The sequence below is a fragment of the Nocardioides sp. NPDC006273 genome (assembly GCF_040613495.1).
Lineage (GTDB): Bacteria > Actinomycetota > Actinomycetes > Propionibacteriales > Nocardioidaceae > Nocardioides.
Genome location: NZ_JBEXSD010000091.1, coordinates 1 through 16,919, shown reverse-complemented (window position 1 = coordinate 16,919; position 16,919 = coordinate 1). Strand labels below are relative to the sequence as shown.

Here is a 16,919-nt window from a genome sequence, read left to right as displayed (position 1 = left end):
GCGGACGTTCACCGGCTTGAGCCCGAACTTGTCGTACTCGAAGGAGTCCTGTTGGCTGGGCGCTCCGCGCCGACAGGCACCCGGCTCCGCCGGGGCCGATCTGTGACCGGGTTAAGATGTTCATTTCCGCAGGTCACAGGCCCGCGTTAGCGGCAAAGGTGCTAAATACAAAAGCAGTTAAGCACTGAAATGCCTAACTGCTTTCATGTGAATATCGCGGATATATCTTGCCGCTTTAATGCTTTAATTGCTCCGCATTAAAGCGTCAAAGCCATGACGTTACGTCGTTAATGGAGACAATCTCCATGAAATGCGACATGTCGTTGCCATTGCCGTACGCATCCAAAAGTGCGTCTCCCAGCAGCTCGGCCGCCTCGTCGTCTGCGCCCTCCTCGATGAGCGCTGCCACGCTCGCCGTGGTGCTGGCGTCCAGCCGCATCATCCCGATGTGCCGCTGCTCGACAGAGCCGGCGTACGGCCCGGACTTGATCCGCACCGTGACGTTGCCGGGGGCCATGCTCCTCAGCTCCGCCACCCGAGCGGCTCGCAGCGCCCGAGCTCCACCCAGCGCGCGCTGCACCCGCGTTCGAGCTGACTTCTCAACGCCGGCGCTCGGCTTCTGCGCTCCTCGCGCCCACCGTCGAGCTGTGACCGGGGAAACCCCGGCTCGCTGCGCGGTGTCTCGGATCGCTTCAGCGCGCGCCCGGCGGGCCGCCGTACGGATCTGCGTCGCGGACGCTCCCGCGGCCTCAGCGGCCTTCCTCGCGCCGTCTGCGGCCCGATCTGCGGCCCACTTCGTCATGTCCGCCACGTTCATCTGGGCACTCACCCCGCGCAGCACCCCGCCAAGCGTCTTGCCCTTGGCCGAACCTCCACCAGATCCGCCGCGGCTGCCGCCGCCGGCGCTCTTGCCGCCGCCGGAACCCTTGCGCGGCTGCTTCGTGCTCGTCCTCATGCCTGCACCTCCTCAGCTGCGCTGTGAGCTGTCTCGTAGGCAACGCGCCATGCGTCCGCAGTGGGTCGAAGCCCGCGGAAGGAAGGGGCCGCCGGGACGGGCTCGCCCACCAGCTTCCAGCGGCCGGGCTGCAGCTCGTCGAGCCGATCCCAGCTGGCCAGGTCGACGCCGGCCGGCAGCTCGATAAAGGCGGCGTCGGCGTACTTCGCGCGCACCACCGCACCCGCCGGCAGCTTGTCCAGGCCGCGGAGCATGTTCGCCTCAGCCTGCGCTTTGAGCAGCAACGCCCAGTCGGGCCGGTGCCACTCCGCCGGCGTCAGACCCTTCTCGCTGGCCAGGTAGCCACCGAGCGCCTTCGTGTAGAGCGTCTTGACCATCCGCAGCGCGTACGCACCCGCCGGCGACTGGTCGGCCTTCAGCTCCTGCGACCAGTCGCGGAAGTGGTTGGAGAGAGTCGCGAGCGCGCGGCGCTTCTTCGGCCACACCAACGCCTCGTCGACCTTCAAGCTCAGCTTGTGGTCGCGGGTGAGGTAGACCGCCAGCGGCGTCGGAATCCACATGTCGGCGGGCAGCTCCAGGCCGTGCGGCGCATCCTTGACCGCGGCGGCAAGGCGGACCCAGCCCGGCAGCTTGTAGACGTTGGCCGGCAGCTCGTCGCCGGCCTCGTAGTGCAGCGGGTCGCCCTCGCCCACCTCGACGCTCGACGCGCTCGCGACGTACTGCGCGTTCACGTCGGCCGCGGCGATGCTCGAGTTTTCGGCCGGGTCACCCGGCGTCACGATCCACGAGCGAGCCGACCAGAACCGGTCCTCGCTGCGCAGCTCCTCGAACAGCCCGAGATCCGAGATCTCCGGTGCCTTCGCGTTCGGCCACTTCGTGTGTCCGGTCAGCAGGCTCCAGATCGTGCCGTGCGGTCCCTTCCAGCGGCAGCCGGTCACGTGGTGGAACCGCTCGACGACGGCCGCGGCCTGCGTCTCCGTCAGCTCGTCACCGGTGGCAGCGGCCCACTGCAGGCACTCGGAGATCTCCGACGCCTCCACGCTCAGCGCCTCGCCACGCTCACGCCGGCGGCCGTTGTGACCCTTTTTCGCCGGCGGGATCTCGTCGGCCTTTTTCTGCGCCGGCACCTCGGCGGCCGGCGCAAGCTCCGGCAACGGCTCGTCGAGCTCGATGCCCACGGAAGGAGAGGCCGGCGCGGAGCACTCGCCCACGTGCAGCGGAACACCATTGACCGCGTGCGAGGCCAGGAACTCAGAGTCACAGCCAGCGCACGGGGCCGGCTCCTGCAGCCGCACGATCTCCGGGCCAGGGTCCGCCGGTGCCGGCGCAGCTCCAGGACCAGCTGCCGGCCCCGTAGCCGGCCCAGCTCCAGGACCACGGCCGCCCTCGTCCGGCGGGCCGTCGACCGGGCCATCTGCCGGCGCGCTGTCGTCCTCGTCGCCCCATACCGCGCTCAGCGGCAGATCCCACACCCGAGCGCGAGCGCCGGCGATGCTGGCCTTGACCTGTCGCTGACACTTGCCGGCCTCCGTGGTCGTGCGCAGACCAACGCCGGCGTTGTCGAGCGCTTCCGAGAGTCCGGCCACAGTCAGGCCCAGCTCGATGTTCGCCTCAGCTGCAGCCTTCGCGGCCACCGTCGCGGCCTCCTTCGGCAGCAGCAACAACCGCAGCTCGCCCGTCTTCGCGTCGGTGCGTACGTAGCCGATCCGGTCACCCGACGGCATCACCACGCCATCGCCCAGGCCGGGCCGCCAGCCGCACGCGGTCGGACTCAGGATCGGGCTCAGCTCGTTGGGCACGCGGCCCGCGTCATCGGTGACGTGCGCCTTCTGCGCCAGCATCGACTCACCGACCAGGCGCAGGAACCAGCGGCCCATGTCGCGCTCGTCGTCTGCGTCGCTGTCAGCCTTCGCCGCGGCCAGGGTCGCCGGCCACACGTGGTTGTTGCGGAAGCTCAGGCCCTCTTCGAGGGACCAGGCCCCAGCGTCGACCAGGAACTCACACACGATCCGCCAGCCGGCATAGAGCCGGGAGACGTGCTCGGAGGTGCGCGCGGTGAACTCGAGCTGCTGCAGCTGCTTGACCGCGCCGGCCTCCAGGTCGCGAACCTTCGTCGTCAGCTCGGCCTCGTCCTGGCCGGCGGCCCACTGGATCAGGGCCGACATGAACAGCGCGCGAGCATCCGCGGCGTCTTCGGCCTGCAGCCGGCGCACGGTCGGCACGTCGACGGCCGCCCACTGCGAGGGAACGTTGAGCATCCGCTGACGAGCTGACGGCGAAGAGGGCAGCATCTCGGCGGTCACCAGCGGGATACCCCGCGGCTCGATGCCCTCTTGCAGGTCGCCCTCGCGGGTCAGTCGGTCACGGCCGCCGCCGTTGTACGCCGCGCGGATGAACTGGCCCATCCGCTGCGCAGCTGCAGCCGGCCCCTTGTCGGGCGCGAAGTCGTCAAAGACCATCGGCACGTCCGCGGCGCGGTGGAGCCAGACCTTGCCGGCCTTCGCGGTCGCGCCGTGCTCCGGGTCCATCTGGATTGAGAAACGCACGTCGCGGTGAATCTGCCGGCCGCCGAAGTGCTGCAGGCAGATGATCGACAACGCCGTCTTGCCCGAGGCCGGCGCACCGACGAACGCCGGCACGAACCCCGTACGCCCGAGCACCGAGCGGTAAGCGGTGCCGGCCAGGACCAGTCCGACCCGCGGCGCGAGCTCCTCATCGGTCAGCAGCCCGACCGAATGCGCAGCTGCAGCGCGCAGCTCCTCGGCAGTCGCCGGCGGGGCCGGCAGCTCGTACTGCCGAAGCGGACCGACCAGGCCGGTTGCCATCGGCACCAGGCCGGCCGCGGTGATCGCTCCGCCGGCGTGCACGAACGCGCGGCCGTGGCCCGGCAGCGTGCGCCACCCGGTGGCCTTCTGCTCGGCCAGGCGCTCGGCCTCCGGCGACAGCGCCTTGATCGCAGCTGCGACCTTCGCGCGGCCGTCGCGGGAGTGCGCGAACTCGACCCCGGGCCAGAGCGCATCGAGCCACTCACCCGAGCGCCACTCACGCGCGTTGACGACCAGCATCAGTTCCTCGCCGGTCTCCGGGTGTTTGCACAGCAGCTCGACGCGCTCCAGGCGAGCCTGTGCGAGCTTGTCGGCGTCCTCGTCGCCCACCAGGCCCCCGAGGTACTGCGCCGTCATCGTGGCCTTGCACCCGAGGACCAGGCGCAGCTCGTCGATCCACTCGCCGGTCTCCAGGCGCTTGCGGCGCACCTCCCAGATCTGGCCGTCCGACTCGACGTACTGCGTCGTCGGCAACGGCCGCGGCGATGACAGCGGCTTACGCGCCGGGAACATCAACAGCTTGCCGGGCGTGCCGGTGTCACGGCCGGTGTCACCCGCGCCGGTGTCACCAGTGACACCCGCCGTGTCAGTGACACCAGCGCCATCGGTGCCAGTGACACCAGTGACAACCGTGTCAGTGACACCTGTGACAACCGCGCCAGTGACAACCGTCTGTGACATCGCCTCCGGTGACACCGCGGTCTGTGACACCGCCTCCGGTGACACCTCGGCCTGTGACATCGCAGCTCGTGTCACCAGCTCCTCGCGTGTCACCGTCACCACCTGTGTCAGTGACAGGCCGGCGCTCAGGTGGTCGGTTGCGTCATTGCCGGTCGCGGCCTCGATGACGTCGACCGATGCCGCGACGTCGACCAGGGACTCAGCGACGTGCAGCGCGTGACGGTAGCCGGCGACGTCGCGGTCAGTGAAGATCCGCACGTGCTTGCCGGTCAGCGCCTCGACGTACTGCGGCAGCCAGACGGCCGATGCACGGCCCGGCTTGTCTGCCGCGCCGAATGGTGCCGTCGTGGCTGCACTGGAGCTCTCAGCGGCCTTCTGGAGCGCCTCAGCGACCGAATCCGCGTCCTTCTCTCCCTCGCAGAGCCAAACGGTCTCAGCGGCGACCACAGCGGGCAGGTTGTACAGCACACGGCGGGCGCGGTGCGGGGCCTTCTTCGAGACCACGCGCGCGCCGTGCTCGTCATAGGTCCGCGCCGAGAACTTCACGTTGCCGTTGGCCCAGCGCCGAATGTCATAGAGCCGCACGCCGTCAACGTCGGTGTAGGTGTAGGTCGCCACCAGCTGCGCCCGGCCGCCGGCACGCTTCTTGTCACCGGCCGGTGTCACAGCCGGGGTGTCACCCGTGTCAGTGACACCACCGGTGACAGTGACAGCGCCGGTGACACCGGGAGTTGTGTCACCGGTGTCAGTGACACCAGCTGTGACACGTCGCTGTGACACCCGGCCGTTGTCACGGGTGACACGGGCCGGAGTGTCATAGCGGTCACTGTCACCCAGACCGACCGCCGCGAGAACGTCGCGCCTGTCACAGCCGCCGTGACACTTGACGAACGTCTCGCCACCACCGCGGTTGTTGACCTTCCATGTCACTGACACAGACGGGTTGGTGTCACCACCGTGTGCCGGCACCGGACAGTGCGCGTACGCCTGTCGATCCCGCGGCGTGCCAGCCAGGAAGGATGACAGCGCGTCGGTGACACGGACGAACGACGACCCGTCCGTCACTTCTTCAGCTGGAGCCGAGCTCACTGGTACTCTCATTTCGTCATCTCGCAGTGACACCAAACGGAGAATCCTCGGACGGAACCCCGTTCTTTGGCCCCCGGAGCCGCGCCAACGGCAACGGGGGTCACATCCTTTTTCAGGTCATTTACGCGGCCTCGCCCTCGGCAGGCGGAGCGGCCAGACGCGCCAATGTCGCCAAGCCGTCGACCGCGGCCAGCGCCGCGGCCGGATCGGTCTTCATCGCTTCGATCATCTGCGGATTCAGCGCACCGAACCGCAGCGAGAAGACCAGCGCCAACGCCACATCCTCCGGCAACTGCACCGCCGCACCACGACCAGCGCGAGGCTTCAGCAGCTCCGGCGGCAACACACGGCCGGCCAGCGCTCGTACGCTCTCGTACGAGCGCCCCGCAGCGGTCGCCACGTCGGTAATCGACCAGGACTCTCCGGGGTTTTTCCGCATCTGCATGGGTCAAAACGTAGGGCTCCACGCTCACAACAGGCGTGGGGACACGCCGCCGAATCACACTCATGCGGTTTCCACCTTCGAGCTCTTCGCGCGGTTGCGCTCCCAGCGGCGCAGCTCGGCCGGGTCAAAGACGTGCGCGCCGGAGCGCTGCCCGGCCGGCGCAGGGAACTTCTCCTCGCGCTTGCGGGCCGATTTGAGGATCTCCAGCGCCTTGTCGGGGTCCGGGGAGACGTTCACGATGTGCCGCGCGACGGCCTCGCGCAGCGTCACCGGCGACTCGATCAGGGTCAGCCCGGAGCCCGAAACTGCTTCGACAGTTTGATGCTTTACAGGCGAAATGGCTTCCTGCTGAACCGTCGAAACGGGAACCTCGGCCGGGGACACACCGGGGACGGTCCCAGGGTGTTTGCGCAGGTCAGAGGCCATCATGACGGTATCGGGGACCGGGGACGAGAGGCCCACGGAAGGAGAGGTGACGGCCTCGACGACCTCGGCGGCCACTGCGCCCGGCTCGCGGAAGAACAGCGCCGCGGGGCGCTCCTTCGCCTCCAGCTCGGCCGCCTTGTCGGCGAAGCACGACCAGGCCAGCGCGTGCAGCTCGCGGCGCGAGAGATTCGCACCCTGAAACTCCTGCACAGACGAGCCCATCGCCAGGAAGAAGCGGCCCTTGCGCTCGGTCAGGTGAGGATCCCGGCCCGGGGCCAGGAAGTTCCAGGTCTGCGGCGTCGTGCCGCGGCCCATGATCCGCGCTACGTAGTTCTCGCGGGCAGCACCGCCGCCCATCGTCTGCGCGGTGGCCTGCTGCGCAGCGGAGAGCAGGTGCAGCCGGGGCTCGCGGCCCATGAACGCGATCTCGCGCAGCACCCGCAGCGACGGGCAGATCTTCGGCGGCTCGTTGCCGGTCTCAGCCTTGACGATGGCGCGGTGCTCGGCCCACCAGTCCGGGATGCGCTCCATGAGGGTGTTCCGCTCCTCGACGATGACCAGCACCCGCGGCGCGTCGTCGATGGCGTGCTCGTCCTCGTCGGTCGCGCGCTGCCGGCGGTCCATCTCGGCACCAACCAGCATCAGCGCGTCGTGCATTTCCTCGAGGGAACGGCAGTAGCTCACGTTCGGGTGACCAATCGCCCAGCGGTGGCTGCCGCGCTTCGGGTCGAGGATGACGACCCGGCCACCGCGCGCCAGCAGCTGCGCGGCGATCAGGCCGATCTGGACCGACTTACCGCCACCGGAACCGACCGACTGCGCGATGTGCGGGGAGTCGTCGTCGATGTCGACCACCACGGCCTTACGGCCACGGCCCAGGCCCAGAACGAACTTCGCGCCCGTCGCAGACTCGATGGCCTCGCGTACGTCGTCCAGGTCGACGCTCGCCGGCACCTGCGGACGCCACCGGTACTCCACCTGAGGGAACGCGCCCACGAGCTCGTAGCGGCTCGTCATCTCGCCGGCGGGCAGGCCCAGCTTCTTGTAGACGGCCTTGTCGATCATCGACCGGGCCGACGACCCACGGCCGCCCTCCTCCTGGTCGTCGCCGTCGACGAAGTCGGCCGGCAGGTCGACGCGGATAACCGCGCCCTCGCTCTTGAAGTTGCGGGGCACGTTCAGCCACGTGAGCTTGTCCGGGGACCAGCCCAGCGCCGGCGCGAGCGCGACAGCCAGCGGCCGGACGTAGCGAGCCATGTGCTCGCGGCGCTGCCAGCGCACGATCCAGCTCGCGACCACCAGGCCCAGGACCAGGCCGGCGGCCAGCGTCGCGGCAATCGCGGTCTGAGTCTCGTAGGTGACCCAGCACCACGCGACGCCCAGCACCGCGGCCGGGGTGAAGACGCGCCAGGCGGCGCGCTTGTAGCCGGCCATCAGGTCCCACCGGGTCGGCTCGCCGCCGGTGAAGAACGCCGTCAGCGACTTCCGGTCCGACTCCGAGAGCCAGCCCTTGCCGTCGTGGACGAACGTCGCATCAGTCAGGCGACGCCCGACCAGGGGCAGCCCGAACACCCACCGAAACGGCAGGCCGAACAGCAGCCACCCCAGGAACGCGGACAGCGAACCCTTCTGCCGCTTCGATGACGTGTTCGTGTTCATCGCTCTACTTCCCTCCTGCGTTTGCCACGGCCACCAGGACCGAGGCCGTAGCACCTGCAATGACCGCGATAGACACGAGCGCGAACCCCAGCAGGTTCAGGCTCAGAAACGCGGTGATCTCGACCAGGGCCAGAGCCCCGAAACCGAAAGCGGCCCACTTGGCCTTCTTGCGGCCGGCCTTGAACGACTTCTTCGTGTTCTCCCACGCCCGGCGAGCCAGCGACCGGCCCTTAGGCCCCTTGCCGCCGCCACCACGACCGCCCTTCTTGGCGGCCTTCTTCTTCGTGTCACCGACCCGGTTGTGCTCGGTGACGTGGACGCGCTGACCGTTGATGGTGCGCACGTGGCTACGAACGGTCCTCATGCCACACCCCACTCACGGCGAGCAGCTGCGATCAGCGCGGCGGGCAGGTGCTGCGCCTCCTCAGCGAGCAGGTGCAGCGCAGTCAGGGGCACGGTGGTCACGCCGCGCACGACCCAGAACCGACCAGGCCGGCGCGAGGTAGCCGCCAGCGGCCGGGGCAGCCCGTTGGTGAACACCGGCCAGGCCAGCTCACCGACACGACCCGACAGAATCCGGATGCCATACGGCGCGCGGGCCTGCGCGGACATCCACACGCCGGAGTTGGCAGTAGCGACCAGGTGAATACCCAGCAGCGGCGAGCACCACTCCAGCGCCTGCAGAGCCTCAGCAGCCGGCGACCGCTTCGGGTCGCCTGTCTGGCGCAGCTCCATCCAACGCTCCTGCAGAGCTTCGGCCAGGCCGGCGCGGTGCTCGATGGCCAGGACCAGCCGGCGCGAGTTGAGAGCGTCGCTCGCCGCGGCGGCCTGCCGGCGCTCCAGCTCCTCGCCCAGGCGGACCAGCTCGCCGGCGATCTCGTCGAGCGTCCACACCTGCGTCACGTCCGGGTGACCCTGCGTCCACCGGTGCGAGAGCCGCGCGCGGTCGACGATGACAACCTCAGCGCCATCGGCCAGGGCTTGCGCGAGGACCGTACGCACCAGGCCGGAGGTGCCCGACCCGGTGTCACCCACGATGAGCGTGTGAGAAAACTCGAGATCGAGCATCATCGGGCCGGTCTCGCCCAGACCCAGGACGACCTGGCCTGACCGCGTGCTCTCCAGCGCGTCATGTACGTCATAGAGGCCCACACCCACAGGCGGCAGCGCCGGGGCCGGCTTCTTCTGCCAGAGCTTCATCACGACCACCCACCAGCGCGGAGAGCCTCACGCTCAGCCCGCGGAAGGAAGGGCAGCACCTGCGCGAGCTCGCCGGCCTCGACCTCCGGCACCACAGCCGGCGCAGGCTTCCGCTCAGACTTGCCGCCGACGAACGGCACCGCCGCCACCAGCTTCGAGCCACGCGACGCGGACATCTGGTCGCCGCGGTGCGCACGCACCACCATCCGAACCAGGCCGAACACGCACGCGGCTACAACCGCCGTAAGCGCCCAAATCGCCAGCGTCGATGCCGCGCTCTGGGGCTCAGTCAGCCACTCGATCATTTCCCGCATTTCCCGCTCCTCTCACTCATCAGTTCCGGTTGCACTCGCGCCGTCGCACGCCACTCAGGCGGCAGTCCCGATCAGGGGCACGTACGCGATCTGTTGGACGCTCTTCGCGACCTCGGCGCGGACGTCCTGGCGCAGGTCGGTGGTCAGCTGGTCGAGCTCGACGTGGATCTCGCCGAGCGAGTCGCGGACATCCCTCAGGCGAGCAGCCGGCACCCGGCCCGTGTCCAACATCTGGTCGAGCATCGCGGCGAGCTCGTCGGCGTACTTCGCGAGCAGCTCCGTGGTGTTGGCCGCTTCGATCTGAACGTTCATTGCTGTCCCTCCAGGACTTCGAGCGGGCCGGCCTTGTCCGGCTTCGCGCTGGAACACCAGGAAAGCACGAACTTGTCTGCCATGTCTACAACTTCATGTCAGACATGTGTACCGTGAGCGCATGACTACGCGAGATTGGCGGCCCCGCTACCAGGTGGTGGCCGAAGAAATTCGAGACCAGATCCTCAATGGGGACCTAGGTCCCGGCGACGCGCTCCCGAGCGAGCCGGCGCTATCGACCCAGTACGACCTGTCGCGGACCAGCGTTCGCAATGCGATCCAGCAGCTGAAGGAATGGGGCCTCGTACGGTCCGAGCGCGGACGGGGCAACTACGTCCGGCCTCACCGGCAGCGCTTCATCCGAAAGCAGCCAGACCTCTACCAGTGGGAGAAGAACCGGGTTCACCTACCCGACGATGAGCGAGGCCAGGAGGGCGCGACCGAGCACCAGACCGGCCGGCCGCTGTCCGATCTCGTCATCCCCGCCGAGTACGTAACCATCGAGGCCGGCGACGAGCTGGCCGAGATCTTCGGCGTAGAGGCCGGCACTCCCATGCTCGAACGGCGCTACGGGACCCGCACCGCGGACGAGGCCGCGCCTCTCTCCCTTGGCCGGTCGTGGATCGTCAAGGAGACCGCCGCACAGAACCCTGACCTACTTGAGGCCGAGAACGAGCCATGGCCCGGCGGCACCCAACACCAGCTCTTCACAATCGGGATCGAGCTCGACCGGATCGAAGATCGCATCATTGCCCGGGCACCAACTGCCGACGAGGCGCTTAGGCTCGAACTCGACCCCGGTACGCCGGTGATCGTGATCCGCAAGACGAGTTTCAGCACCAACGGCGATGTAGTCGAGATGGCCGATGTCGTCCTCCCGAGTGATCGGGCCGAGCTGCACTACATGACTTCCCTTGAACGGTGGACCTGATGCCCCTTTTGTCGATCATCACGCCGGTGCACCCGCCGGCCGCGACTTACCTCCAGGCCGCGTATGCCTCCCTGGCAGACCAGGCGATGCCGGATGGCTGGTCGTGGGAGTGGATCATCCAGCAGGACGGCGATGACTACGACCTGTCGGCCGTGGTGCCTGACGACTCGCGCATTCGGTTCGCAGCTGGTCGACGAGGCGGCCCCGGGGTCGCTCGCACCCTCGCGCTCTCCCGCGCCACCGGCGAGCTAGTCAAGGTGCTCGACGCTGACGACGAGCTGACCGCCGGCGCGCTGGCCCGCGATATCGACGCGCTCACTCGAAACCCTGAAATCGGATGGACCACAAGTCGCGTGCTCGACCTCCTGCCGTCCGGTGAGACAGTCGGTTTCGACGACGACCCGCCCGCCGGCCGGATCGCTCGCGGTGCCGTTCTCGACCACTGGCTCTCGCACGACTGGCGAGCCCAAGTGCATCCGGCCACGCTCTGCATTCGTTACGAGCTGCTCCTGGCGCTCGGTGGATGGATGGCGCTGCCGGCGTCCGAAGACACCGGCCTGTTGCTCGCAGCTGACGCCGTACGTCCGGGCTACTTCATCTCTGAGACCGGACTCCTCTACCGGAAGCACCCCGGCCAGAGCACCGCCCACCAGGCCCACAGCGCCGAGGCGGAGCGGCCGGCGCGAATGCGGGTCATCCACGAGCGAGCTCGCGCCCTACAGCAGTCCTTCCGCGCCCGTTCCTCCGCGGCCTAATCACGCCGCAACGGACACCCATTTAGCAACAAAGCATCTAGCCATTTTAATGCTAAACGGGTAAGGTGTGCGTCATGGCCAAAGTCTTAGGGATCGGTTCACCGAAAGGTGGCGTCGGCAAGAGCACCGAAGCGGTGACCCTCGCCGCCATCGCCGCCAAGGTCTGGAATCTCCAGGTGCTCCTGGTCGATGCCGACGACGGCACCCACACGTCGAGCGGATGGACGAAGCGCGGAGACGCTGACGTCTTCCCCTTCGACGTCGCCGTGACGGACGGCGACCTGTCCCGGCTGCCCGACCTCAAACAGGCCGAGAAGTGGGATCTCGTCATCGTCGACATGCCCGGCACCAAACAAGGCGCGTGGGACACCATGCTGACCGGCAGCGACGGGAAGCCGATCCCCGATCTGCTGCTGCTCCCGTCCAAGGAGGAGTTCGGGGATCTCCGCCCCACCGTGAGCTCGATTGAGGCCGAGATCCTCCCCCTCAACGCTCCGTACCTTCTCGCGCTGCTGCCGATCTTCTACTACGCGATGAATGAGGCGGCCGAGCGTCGCGACGGACTGATCAAGCGCGGCCTCAACGTCGCCGCGACCATCGTCCAGCGGCGACAGGTCTACGTCGACGCGTTCGAGGCCAACCGAAGCGTGCTCTCCATGCCCGGCGCTCGATCCAAGGCCCGCGAGGCCGAGAGGGACCAGCTCGCGCTTGCCCGCGAGGTGTTCGAGCTCCTCGGTTTCCAGACTCCCGCCGGCCAGCGCCGGTCCTGACCAAGCAGAACCCACGGAAGGAAGATCCACCATGGCACGCAGTCACGCCGACCTCGCCTCTCAGCTCGACGACCCGCCCCCGCTGCACGCGGTCACCGACCTCGCAGAGGACCAGGCCGAGACCAAGCCGGCCGCGAAGAAGACCACCACCAAGCGCGCTGCCACCAAGAAGAGCGCGCCGGCGAAGAAGGCCGCCGCGAAGCGCACCACCACCGCCAAGAAGACGGCCGCGACCAAGCCGGCCGCCGAGCCCAAGCCCGAGGCCGAGCCCATCCGCGTGCTCATCCCGGGCAGCGACGACTCCAAGGCCGTATCGCTCTACCTGCACATGGACGACTTCAAGGCCCTCGGCCTGGCGAAGCTCGAGGACGGCATCCAGCTCAACGACCGGGTGCGCGCCATGATCGCCCTCTACCGCGGCAACCAGCGCGTCCGCGCCCAGGTCGACAAGCTCGCCAAGACCGCCAAGGGCACCACAAAGCGAGGCTGACCATGACCGCCAGGAACACCGCCGCCGCGCCACTGCAGCCCGGACCCATCTCCGGAGTTGTGGCCTCCCTGCGTGCCGACCTCACCGGCCGCGGCGTTCCGGCCGATCTCGTACGCGCCGAGCTGGACAAGCTCGAAGCCGCCGGCTGGAACACGCCGGCCGATGTGTGGCTACGCCTCGCCTCCGACGCATGGCACGCCGTCATGTTCGCCGACGCCCGCGCCGACGCCGCCGAGCTCCACCCCGACCAGTCCCCCAACCGCTGACGACGCCGAGAGGCAACGAACCGATGACCGACACACTGAGCAGCACCAGCACCGCCACGCCTGAGCCGCGCCAGTCCCGCCGGCTCATCCTCGCGGTCGCGGCCACCGTCGCGACCATCTCGACCGCCGCCGCCTACGTCGCCATGGTCGGTTTCGGCCGCGACCTCCTCGGCATGAGCACGGCCTACGCCTACGCCTTCGCCGGCGTCTTCGAGCTCGCGCTAGTCGCCGTCGCCTTGATGGCCCGCGAGGCCGCGATGGACAACCGGCCCAACGGATCACTGCTGACCCTCACATGGGCGCTCTCCGCCGGCTCCGGCCTCTTCGCCGCCTCTCACGAGATCGTCGAGGGCCACGGCGTCGTAGCCGCCGGCTTCCGGTTCATCGTGCCGCTGATCGCTGCGCTGATGTGGCACCTGGTGCTGGTTGGTGACCGCCACCTGTCAGCTGGTCGCAGCTGGTCGCAGCTGCGCACCGCCGGCCGGATGCACGGCCTGTTCATCGCCTCCAAGGAAGTCGAGCGCCTCGCCCGCGAGCACGCCGAACACAACACCAAGCGCACCCTCCGGCGACTGGCCCGCGCCGAGGCTCGCGAGCGTCGCGCCGAGTCCGTCGCGCTGCGGACCGTCCCGCCCGAGGACATGCGCGCCGAAACCACCACCTGGAGCGCCGCACTCGAAGCGGTCGCCGAGGGCAAGGCTCGCGTACGCCAGCTGCACCACGGCACCGCTCAGCTGCCGGCCACGATCACCGTTGAGCAGCTGGTCGACGCCGGCGACAAGCTCGACCAGCTCGGCGGCCAGGTCGACGCCGGCGCGCAGCTCCAGGCGCTGCCTGCACCGAGGCCGCAGGTCGCAGAAATCACCGCTGAGCGCCCCGTAGTCGCCACCGCGGCCGAGAGCCCGGCCGAGGAGCCCGCAGGCGCTACAGCGGCCCCTGAGGCCGCCCAGCCGGCCCAGGAAGACAGCCCGCGGAAGGAAGAGCAGGACCGGCCGCGACTGGCCGCCGTTCCCGCCGCACCCAAGCGCCAGAGCACCGCGCCGGCCAAGACCAGCGAGAAGGTCACCAAGGCGTGCGAGCTGCGCGACCAGGGCAAGCCGGTCGACGAGATCGCCGCGCAGCTCGGAGCCAGCAAGCGCACCGTTTACCGCTGGTTCGAGAAGGTCGACGCCGCCGGCGAGACCGCCGGCGCAGCTGAGGCCAGCTGACCCAGAGATCCGCAGGAAGTCGCGCCGTGCAGCTCGCACGGCGCGACTCCGCATTTACGCGGCGAGCTGTACGGAACTCAGGCATCCGGACAGCCGGCCCGGCAGCCTGCCGGCGGCCTCCAGGAGCCGCACCAGCTCCGCCGGCCTGTAGACCACCAGCACGTACGCACCGGCCGCCAACGCGAGCACCAGCCACACCGGCAAGCCCGCAGGCGCTACCCAGCTGACCACGACCACCAAGCCGCACATCACCATCACGACCGCGACTCGATGCCACATCTGACCGTTCAACGGTTCCTCCTTCGGTTTCGGGCTTCTGCTTCTTGAAGGTGTTGAAGACCTTCGCTTCGTGACAGACCGCATGGCTGTCTCCTGTCTCGTTCGTGAGCCCCCTGCCGCGAGCCGGCAGAGTCGAGCTCGAGGACAAGATCCAGGACAGAGCCGCTAGCGTCGCGGGCTACTTGGAGTCACTTCAGCCTGATACAGATCAGCGCGGCCGTTTCGGCCCTAGCCGGCGCAGTAGCCGGCACCAGCTCGACATACGATCCGTCGCATGACGGTGACGCTCAGAACGACGATCAGACAGCGGCCACCGGACCACCGCGGCGGCTACGAGCTCGACACCGCGGAGATCACCGCGGAGGGCCAGACCTACGACCAGGCGAAGCAGTTCCTAGAGGAGCAAGTCCCGGACGGCTGGCAGATGCTCGGCATCAGCCGAGACTGAGAAACACGTGGCAGGGCGGCCCCCCAACCAGGAAGACCGCCCTACACTCACTAGTGATTCAGATCGCCAGATGGACCGCCAGATAGCAGACCGTCACCACGATCACGAGGATCACCAACCGCACGGTGGGAGCCCAGCCGGCCAAAGCAACGGCTCCCATCGTGTGTGTCATTTCCGTTCGAACCAGGGCTCTCATCGCCCCACCTCTCCTTCTTTCCGTCTGTCGTAAATGTGGACAACTAATCGGTGTAGCTCCGACAGGACCAGTCTGGCGGCTCGGACCTACATTCCGCGGCATGGTGGGCCGTTTCAGCCGGGCGAGTTAGCCCGAGCTACCGACAACCCCGGGCTAACTCGCCCGGCATCTCGCCATCTCCTCCTAAACGCCACCTGTTGAGCAAGACAAGCCTTGCACCTATCCGTTCCGCTTCCGAGCATTCCGACTTATCGGCACCCAGGTACCCACCTCACCCGGGCACTTTTGGACCAGGTGGGGCTGTACCGGCCCAAAAGATGGACGTCCTTGGGAGGTAGGCTCGAGCCTGTTCCTAGGGGTCGAAATCAACAGGAGGTTCGACCCCCCTCATGCAGCATCGCGAACGGCGCTACCCGCCGAGCCCCTACCCGCCGCGCAGCAGCCAGACACGCGACTACCGCACCCACTGGGACCGCGGGTGGCAGCACCTCGGAACGCTCGCCGGCGAGCTGATCCTGAGCTTCGAGCAAGGTCTACGCGGAGCCAGCCGGCACGGCTACCGCGATGGCCTGCTAGCCCGCTGGAGCTACATGCAGCGAGCCAAGCGCACCGATCCCGAGATCCTCCGCCAGGAGCGCCTGCAGCGCGAGGCCGAGCGCGCTGCAGCTGTAGCTAGCGACCGGCCTTACTGAGCTGCAACGGAAGACCCCCGCGCAGCTCGATTGCACAGGAATTGCACAGCCAGTTCCTTGACAGCCCGCGGAAGGAAGGCCGGCACGTCGAGCTGCCAGGGCCTTGACAGATTCGATACGCTCCATGCGCAGGCTCCGCCAAGCAACCGAGCGAGAGCAACGGCCCCGGAAACCACCGCCGAGGGCCGTTTTTCATGCCAGCTGACCCCAATTTCGGCCGCCTGCCCTACTCCCCCGCCACCAGGTAGGGCACCCCCGAAAAGTGGTAGGGCACCCTGCTCTGACCTGCACAAACACCAGATTCAGGGGTCCATCTAGGCGTACAGGGTGCCCTACCACGAGCAACCAGGTAGGGCACCCTCTAACCAGCCTCTGACCTGCACCAACACACATGCCTGCCCTACTTGCCCTACCTGCCCTACCCCAAAACCATGTTTGTCGGACTTTGTAGAGGATCGGGCTAGCTCAGAGCAGGCACCATGAACCCGGCTATGCAATCGCCCAGTGCAATCTGTTGACCAGGCCGGCCGAGCTGGCGGCCGAGCTGGCGGCCGAGCTGGCGGCCGAGCTGGCGGCCGAGCTGGCGGCCGAGCTGGCGGCCGAGCTGGCGGCCGAGCTGGCGGCCGAGCTGGTGGCCGAATTCGACCATTAACGCGTGCTTTCACAGTCGCCAGATCCGACTTTCGACAACTTTTAATGTCAAAATGCTTTTGGTTGATCGCAAAATTCATCTCAAAATATCAAAGCATTAAAATACAAAAATGCTTTCATGCTTTGACGTTTTCATATCAACTCATCGCTGCGACCAGGGAAAACCCACGGAAGAAAGAGAATCTGAACCGCCACCGGCGGAGCCGGGCGGCTGTAGGCGCGGAGCGCCCAGCGTCGCCAGACTGGGGCGGGTCAACACCGTCCTCGCGGCGCTGGTGGTGATCCTCGTCGTGCTCGCGGCGGCCGTCTTCATCGGTGGCGCCCGGG

19 protein-coding genes are annotated in these 16,919 nt (G+C 68.0%); 10 read left to right on the top strand and 9 right to left on the bottom strand.

What is annotated here, in order from left to right:
* Nucleotides 1-265: 265 nt before the first annotated feature.
* The 8 genes from ABZZ22_RS25410 to ABZZ22_RS25375 form a co-directional block, all read right to left on the bottom strand.
* The gene (locus ABZZ22_RS25410; RefSeq protein ID WP_354937768.1) at nucleotides 266-955 is read right to left on the bottom strand and encodes a hypothetical protein; all 690 of its coding nucleotides are present in this window, start codon (nucleotides 953-955) and stop codon (nucleotides 266-268) included.
* Nucleotides 952-5,397 (bottom strand): hypothetical protein, encoded by a 4,446-nt coding sequence (locus ABZZ22_RS25405; RefSeq protein ID WP_354937765.1) that lies wholly within the window; start codon nucleotides 5,395-5,397, stop codon nucleotides 952-954. The genes ABZZ22_RS25410 and ABZZ22_RS25405 overlap by 4 nt, the downstream gene beginning before the upstream one ends.
* A gap of 274 nt (nucleotides 5,398-5,671) precedes the next feature.
* Nucleotides 5,672-5,995 (bottom strand): hypothetical protein, encoded by a 324-nt coding sequence (locus tag ABZZ22_RS25400; protein WP_354937762.1) that lies wholly within the window; start codon nucleotides 5,993-5,995, stop codon nucleotides 5,672-5,674.
* Nucleotides 5,996-6,055: 60 nt separating this feature from the next.
* Entirely contained in the window at nucleotides 6,056-8,080 is a 2,025-nt protein-coding gene (locus ABZZ22_RS25395) for a hypothetical protein (RefSeq protein WP_354937759.1), read from the bottom strand.
* 4 nt (nucleotides 8,081-8,084) lie between these two features.
* A complete protein-coding gene (locus ABZZ22_RS25390; protein WP_354937756.1) occupies nucleotides 8,085-8,444 on the bottom strand; it encodes a hypothetical protein in 360 nt (119 codons plus the stop codon).
* Complete coding sequence (locus ABZZ22_RS25385; protein WP_354937753.1) at nucleotides 8,441-9,280, bottom strand: hypothetical protein; 840 nt, start codon at nucleotides 9,278-9,280, stop codon at nucleotides 8,441-8,443. The genes ABZZ22_RS25390 and ABZZ22_RS25385 overlap by 4 nt, the downstream gene beginning before the upstream one ends.
* Nucleotides 9,280-9,594, bottom strand: a complete 315-nt coding sequence (locus tag ABZZ22_RS25380) for a hypothetical protein (RefSeq protein ID WP_354937750.1) — start codon at nucleotides 9,592-9,594, stop codon at nucleotides 9,280-9,282. Before ABZZ22_RS25380 ends, ABZZ22_RS25385 begins: the two co-directional genes overlap by 1 nt.
* Before the next feature lie 54 nt (nucleotides 9,595-9,648).
* Complete coding sequence (locus tag ABZZ22_RS25375; protein WP_354937747.1) at nucleotides 9,649-9,906, bottom strand: hypothetical protein; 258 nt, start codon at nucleotides 9,904-9,906, stop codon at nucleotides 9,649-9,651.
* Between the two features lie 106 nt (nucleotides 9,907-10,012).
* On the opposite strand from ABZZ22_RS25375, the gene ABZZ22_RS25370 reads away from it, so the two are divergent.
* The 6 genes from ABZZ22_RS25370 (at nucleotide 10,013) to ABZZ22_RS25345 (ending at nucleotide 14,326) form a co-directional block, all read left to right on the top strand.
* A complete protein-coding gene (locus ABZZ22_RS25370; RefSeq protein WP_354937744.1) occupies nucleotides 10,013-10,837 on the top strand; it encodes a GntR family transcriptional regulator in 825 nt (274 codons plus the stop codon).
* Nucleotides 10,837-11,592: a glycosyltransferase gene (locus ABZZ22_RS25365; protein WP_354937741.1), complete on the top strand. Its 756-nt coding sequence runs from the start codon at nucleotides 10,837-10,839 to the stop codon at nucleotides 11,590-11,592. Before ABZZ22_RS25370 ends, ABZZ22_RS25365 begins: the two co-directional genes overlap by 1 nt.
* A 74-nt stretch (nucleotides 11,593-11,666) precedes the next feature.
* Nucleotides 11,667-12,362 carry an AAA family ATPase gene (locus tag ABZZ22_RS25360; protein WP_354937738.1) on the top strand — a complete coding sequence of 232 codons (696 nt, stop codon included), beginning with the start codon at nucleotides 11,667-11,669 and terminating at the stop codon, nucleotides 12,360-12,362.
* A 31-nt stretch (nucleotides 12,363-12,393) separates the two neighbouring features.
* Entirely contained in the window at nucleotides 12,394-12,852 is a 459-nt protein-coding gene (locus tag ABZZ22_RS25355) for a hypothetical protein (RefSeq protein ID WP_354937735.1), read from the top strand.
* 2 nt (nucleotides 12,853-12,854) lie between these two features.
* The gene (locus ABZZ22_RS25350; protein WP_354937732.1) at nucleotides 12,855-13,118 is read left to right on the top strand and encodes a hypothetical protein; all 264 of its coding nucleotides are present in this window, start codon (nucleotides 12,855-12,857) and stop codon (nucleotides 13,116-13,118) included.
* Between the two features lie 23 nt (nucleotides 13,119-13,141).
* Nucleotides 13,142-14,326: a helix-turn-helix domain-containing protein gene (locus tag ABZZ22_RS25345; protein ID WP_354937729.1), complete on the top strand. Its 1,185-nt coding sequence runs from the start codon at nucleotides 13,142-13,144 to the stop codon at nucleotides 14,324-14,326.
* A 54-nt stretch (nucleotides 14,327-14,380) separates the two neighbouring features.
* On the opposite strand, the gene ABZZ22_RS25340 is transcribed toward ABZZ22_RS25345, so the two are convergent.
* Nucleotides 14,381-14,617: a hypothetical protein gene (locus ABZZ22_RS25340; protein WP_354937726.1), complete on the bottom strand. Its 237-nt coding sequence runs from the start codon at nucleotides 14,615-14,617 to the stop codon at nucleotides 14,381-14,383.
* A gap of 262 nt (nucleotides 14,618-14,879) precedes the next feature.
* Here ABZZ22_RS25340 and ABZZ22_RS25335 point away from each other — a divergent pair, with 262 nt between their 5' ends.
* The 4 genes from ABZZ22_RS25335 to ABZZ22_RS25320 all read left to right on the top strand — a co-directional run.
* Nucleotides 14,880-15,053 carry a hypothetical protein gene (locus ABZZ22_RS25335; protein ID WP_354937723.1) on the top strand — a complete coding sequence of 58 codons (174 nt, stop codon included), beginning with the start codon at nucleotides 14,880-14,882 and terminating at the stop codon, nucleotides 15,051-15,053.
* A gap of 585 nt (nucleotides 15,054-15,638) precedes the next feature.
* Complete coding sequence (locus ABZZ22_RS25330; RefSeq protein ID WP_354937720.1) at nucleotides 15,639-15,941, top strand: hypothetical protein; 303 nt, start codon at nucleotides 15,639-15,641, stop codon at nucleotides 15,939-15,941.
* Between the two features lie 514 nt (nucleotides 15,942-16,455).
* The gene (locus ABZZ22_RS25325; RefSeq protein WP_354937717.1) at nucleotides 16,456-16,593 is read left to right on the top strand and encodes a hypothetical protein; all 138 of its coding nucleotides are present in this window, start codon (nucleotides 16,456-16,458) and stop codon (nucleotides 16,591-16,593) included.
* 109 nt (nucleotides 16,594-16,702) lie between these two features.
* Nucleotides 16,703-16,919 (top strand): hypothetical protein (locus tag ABZZ22_RS25320; RefSeq protein ID WP_354937714.1); only part of this gene is annotated, 217 nt, incomplete at its 3' end.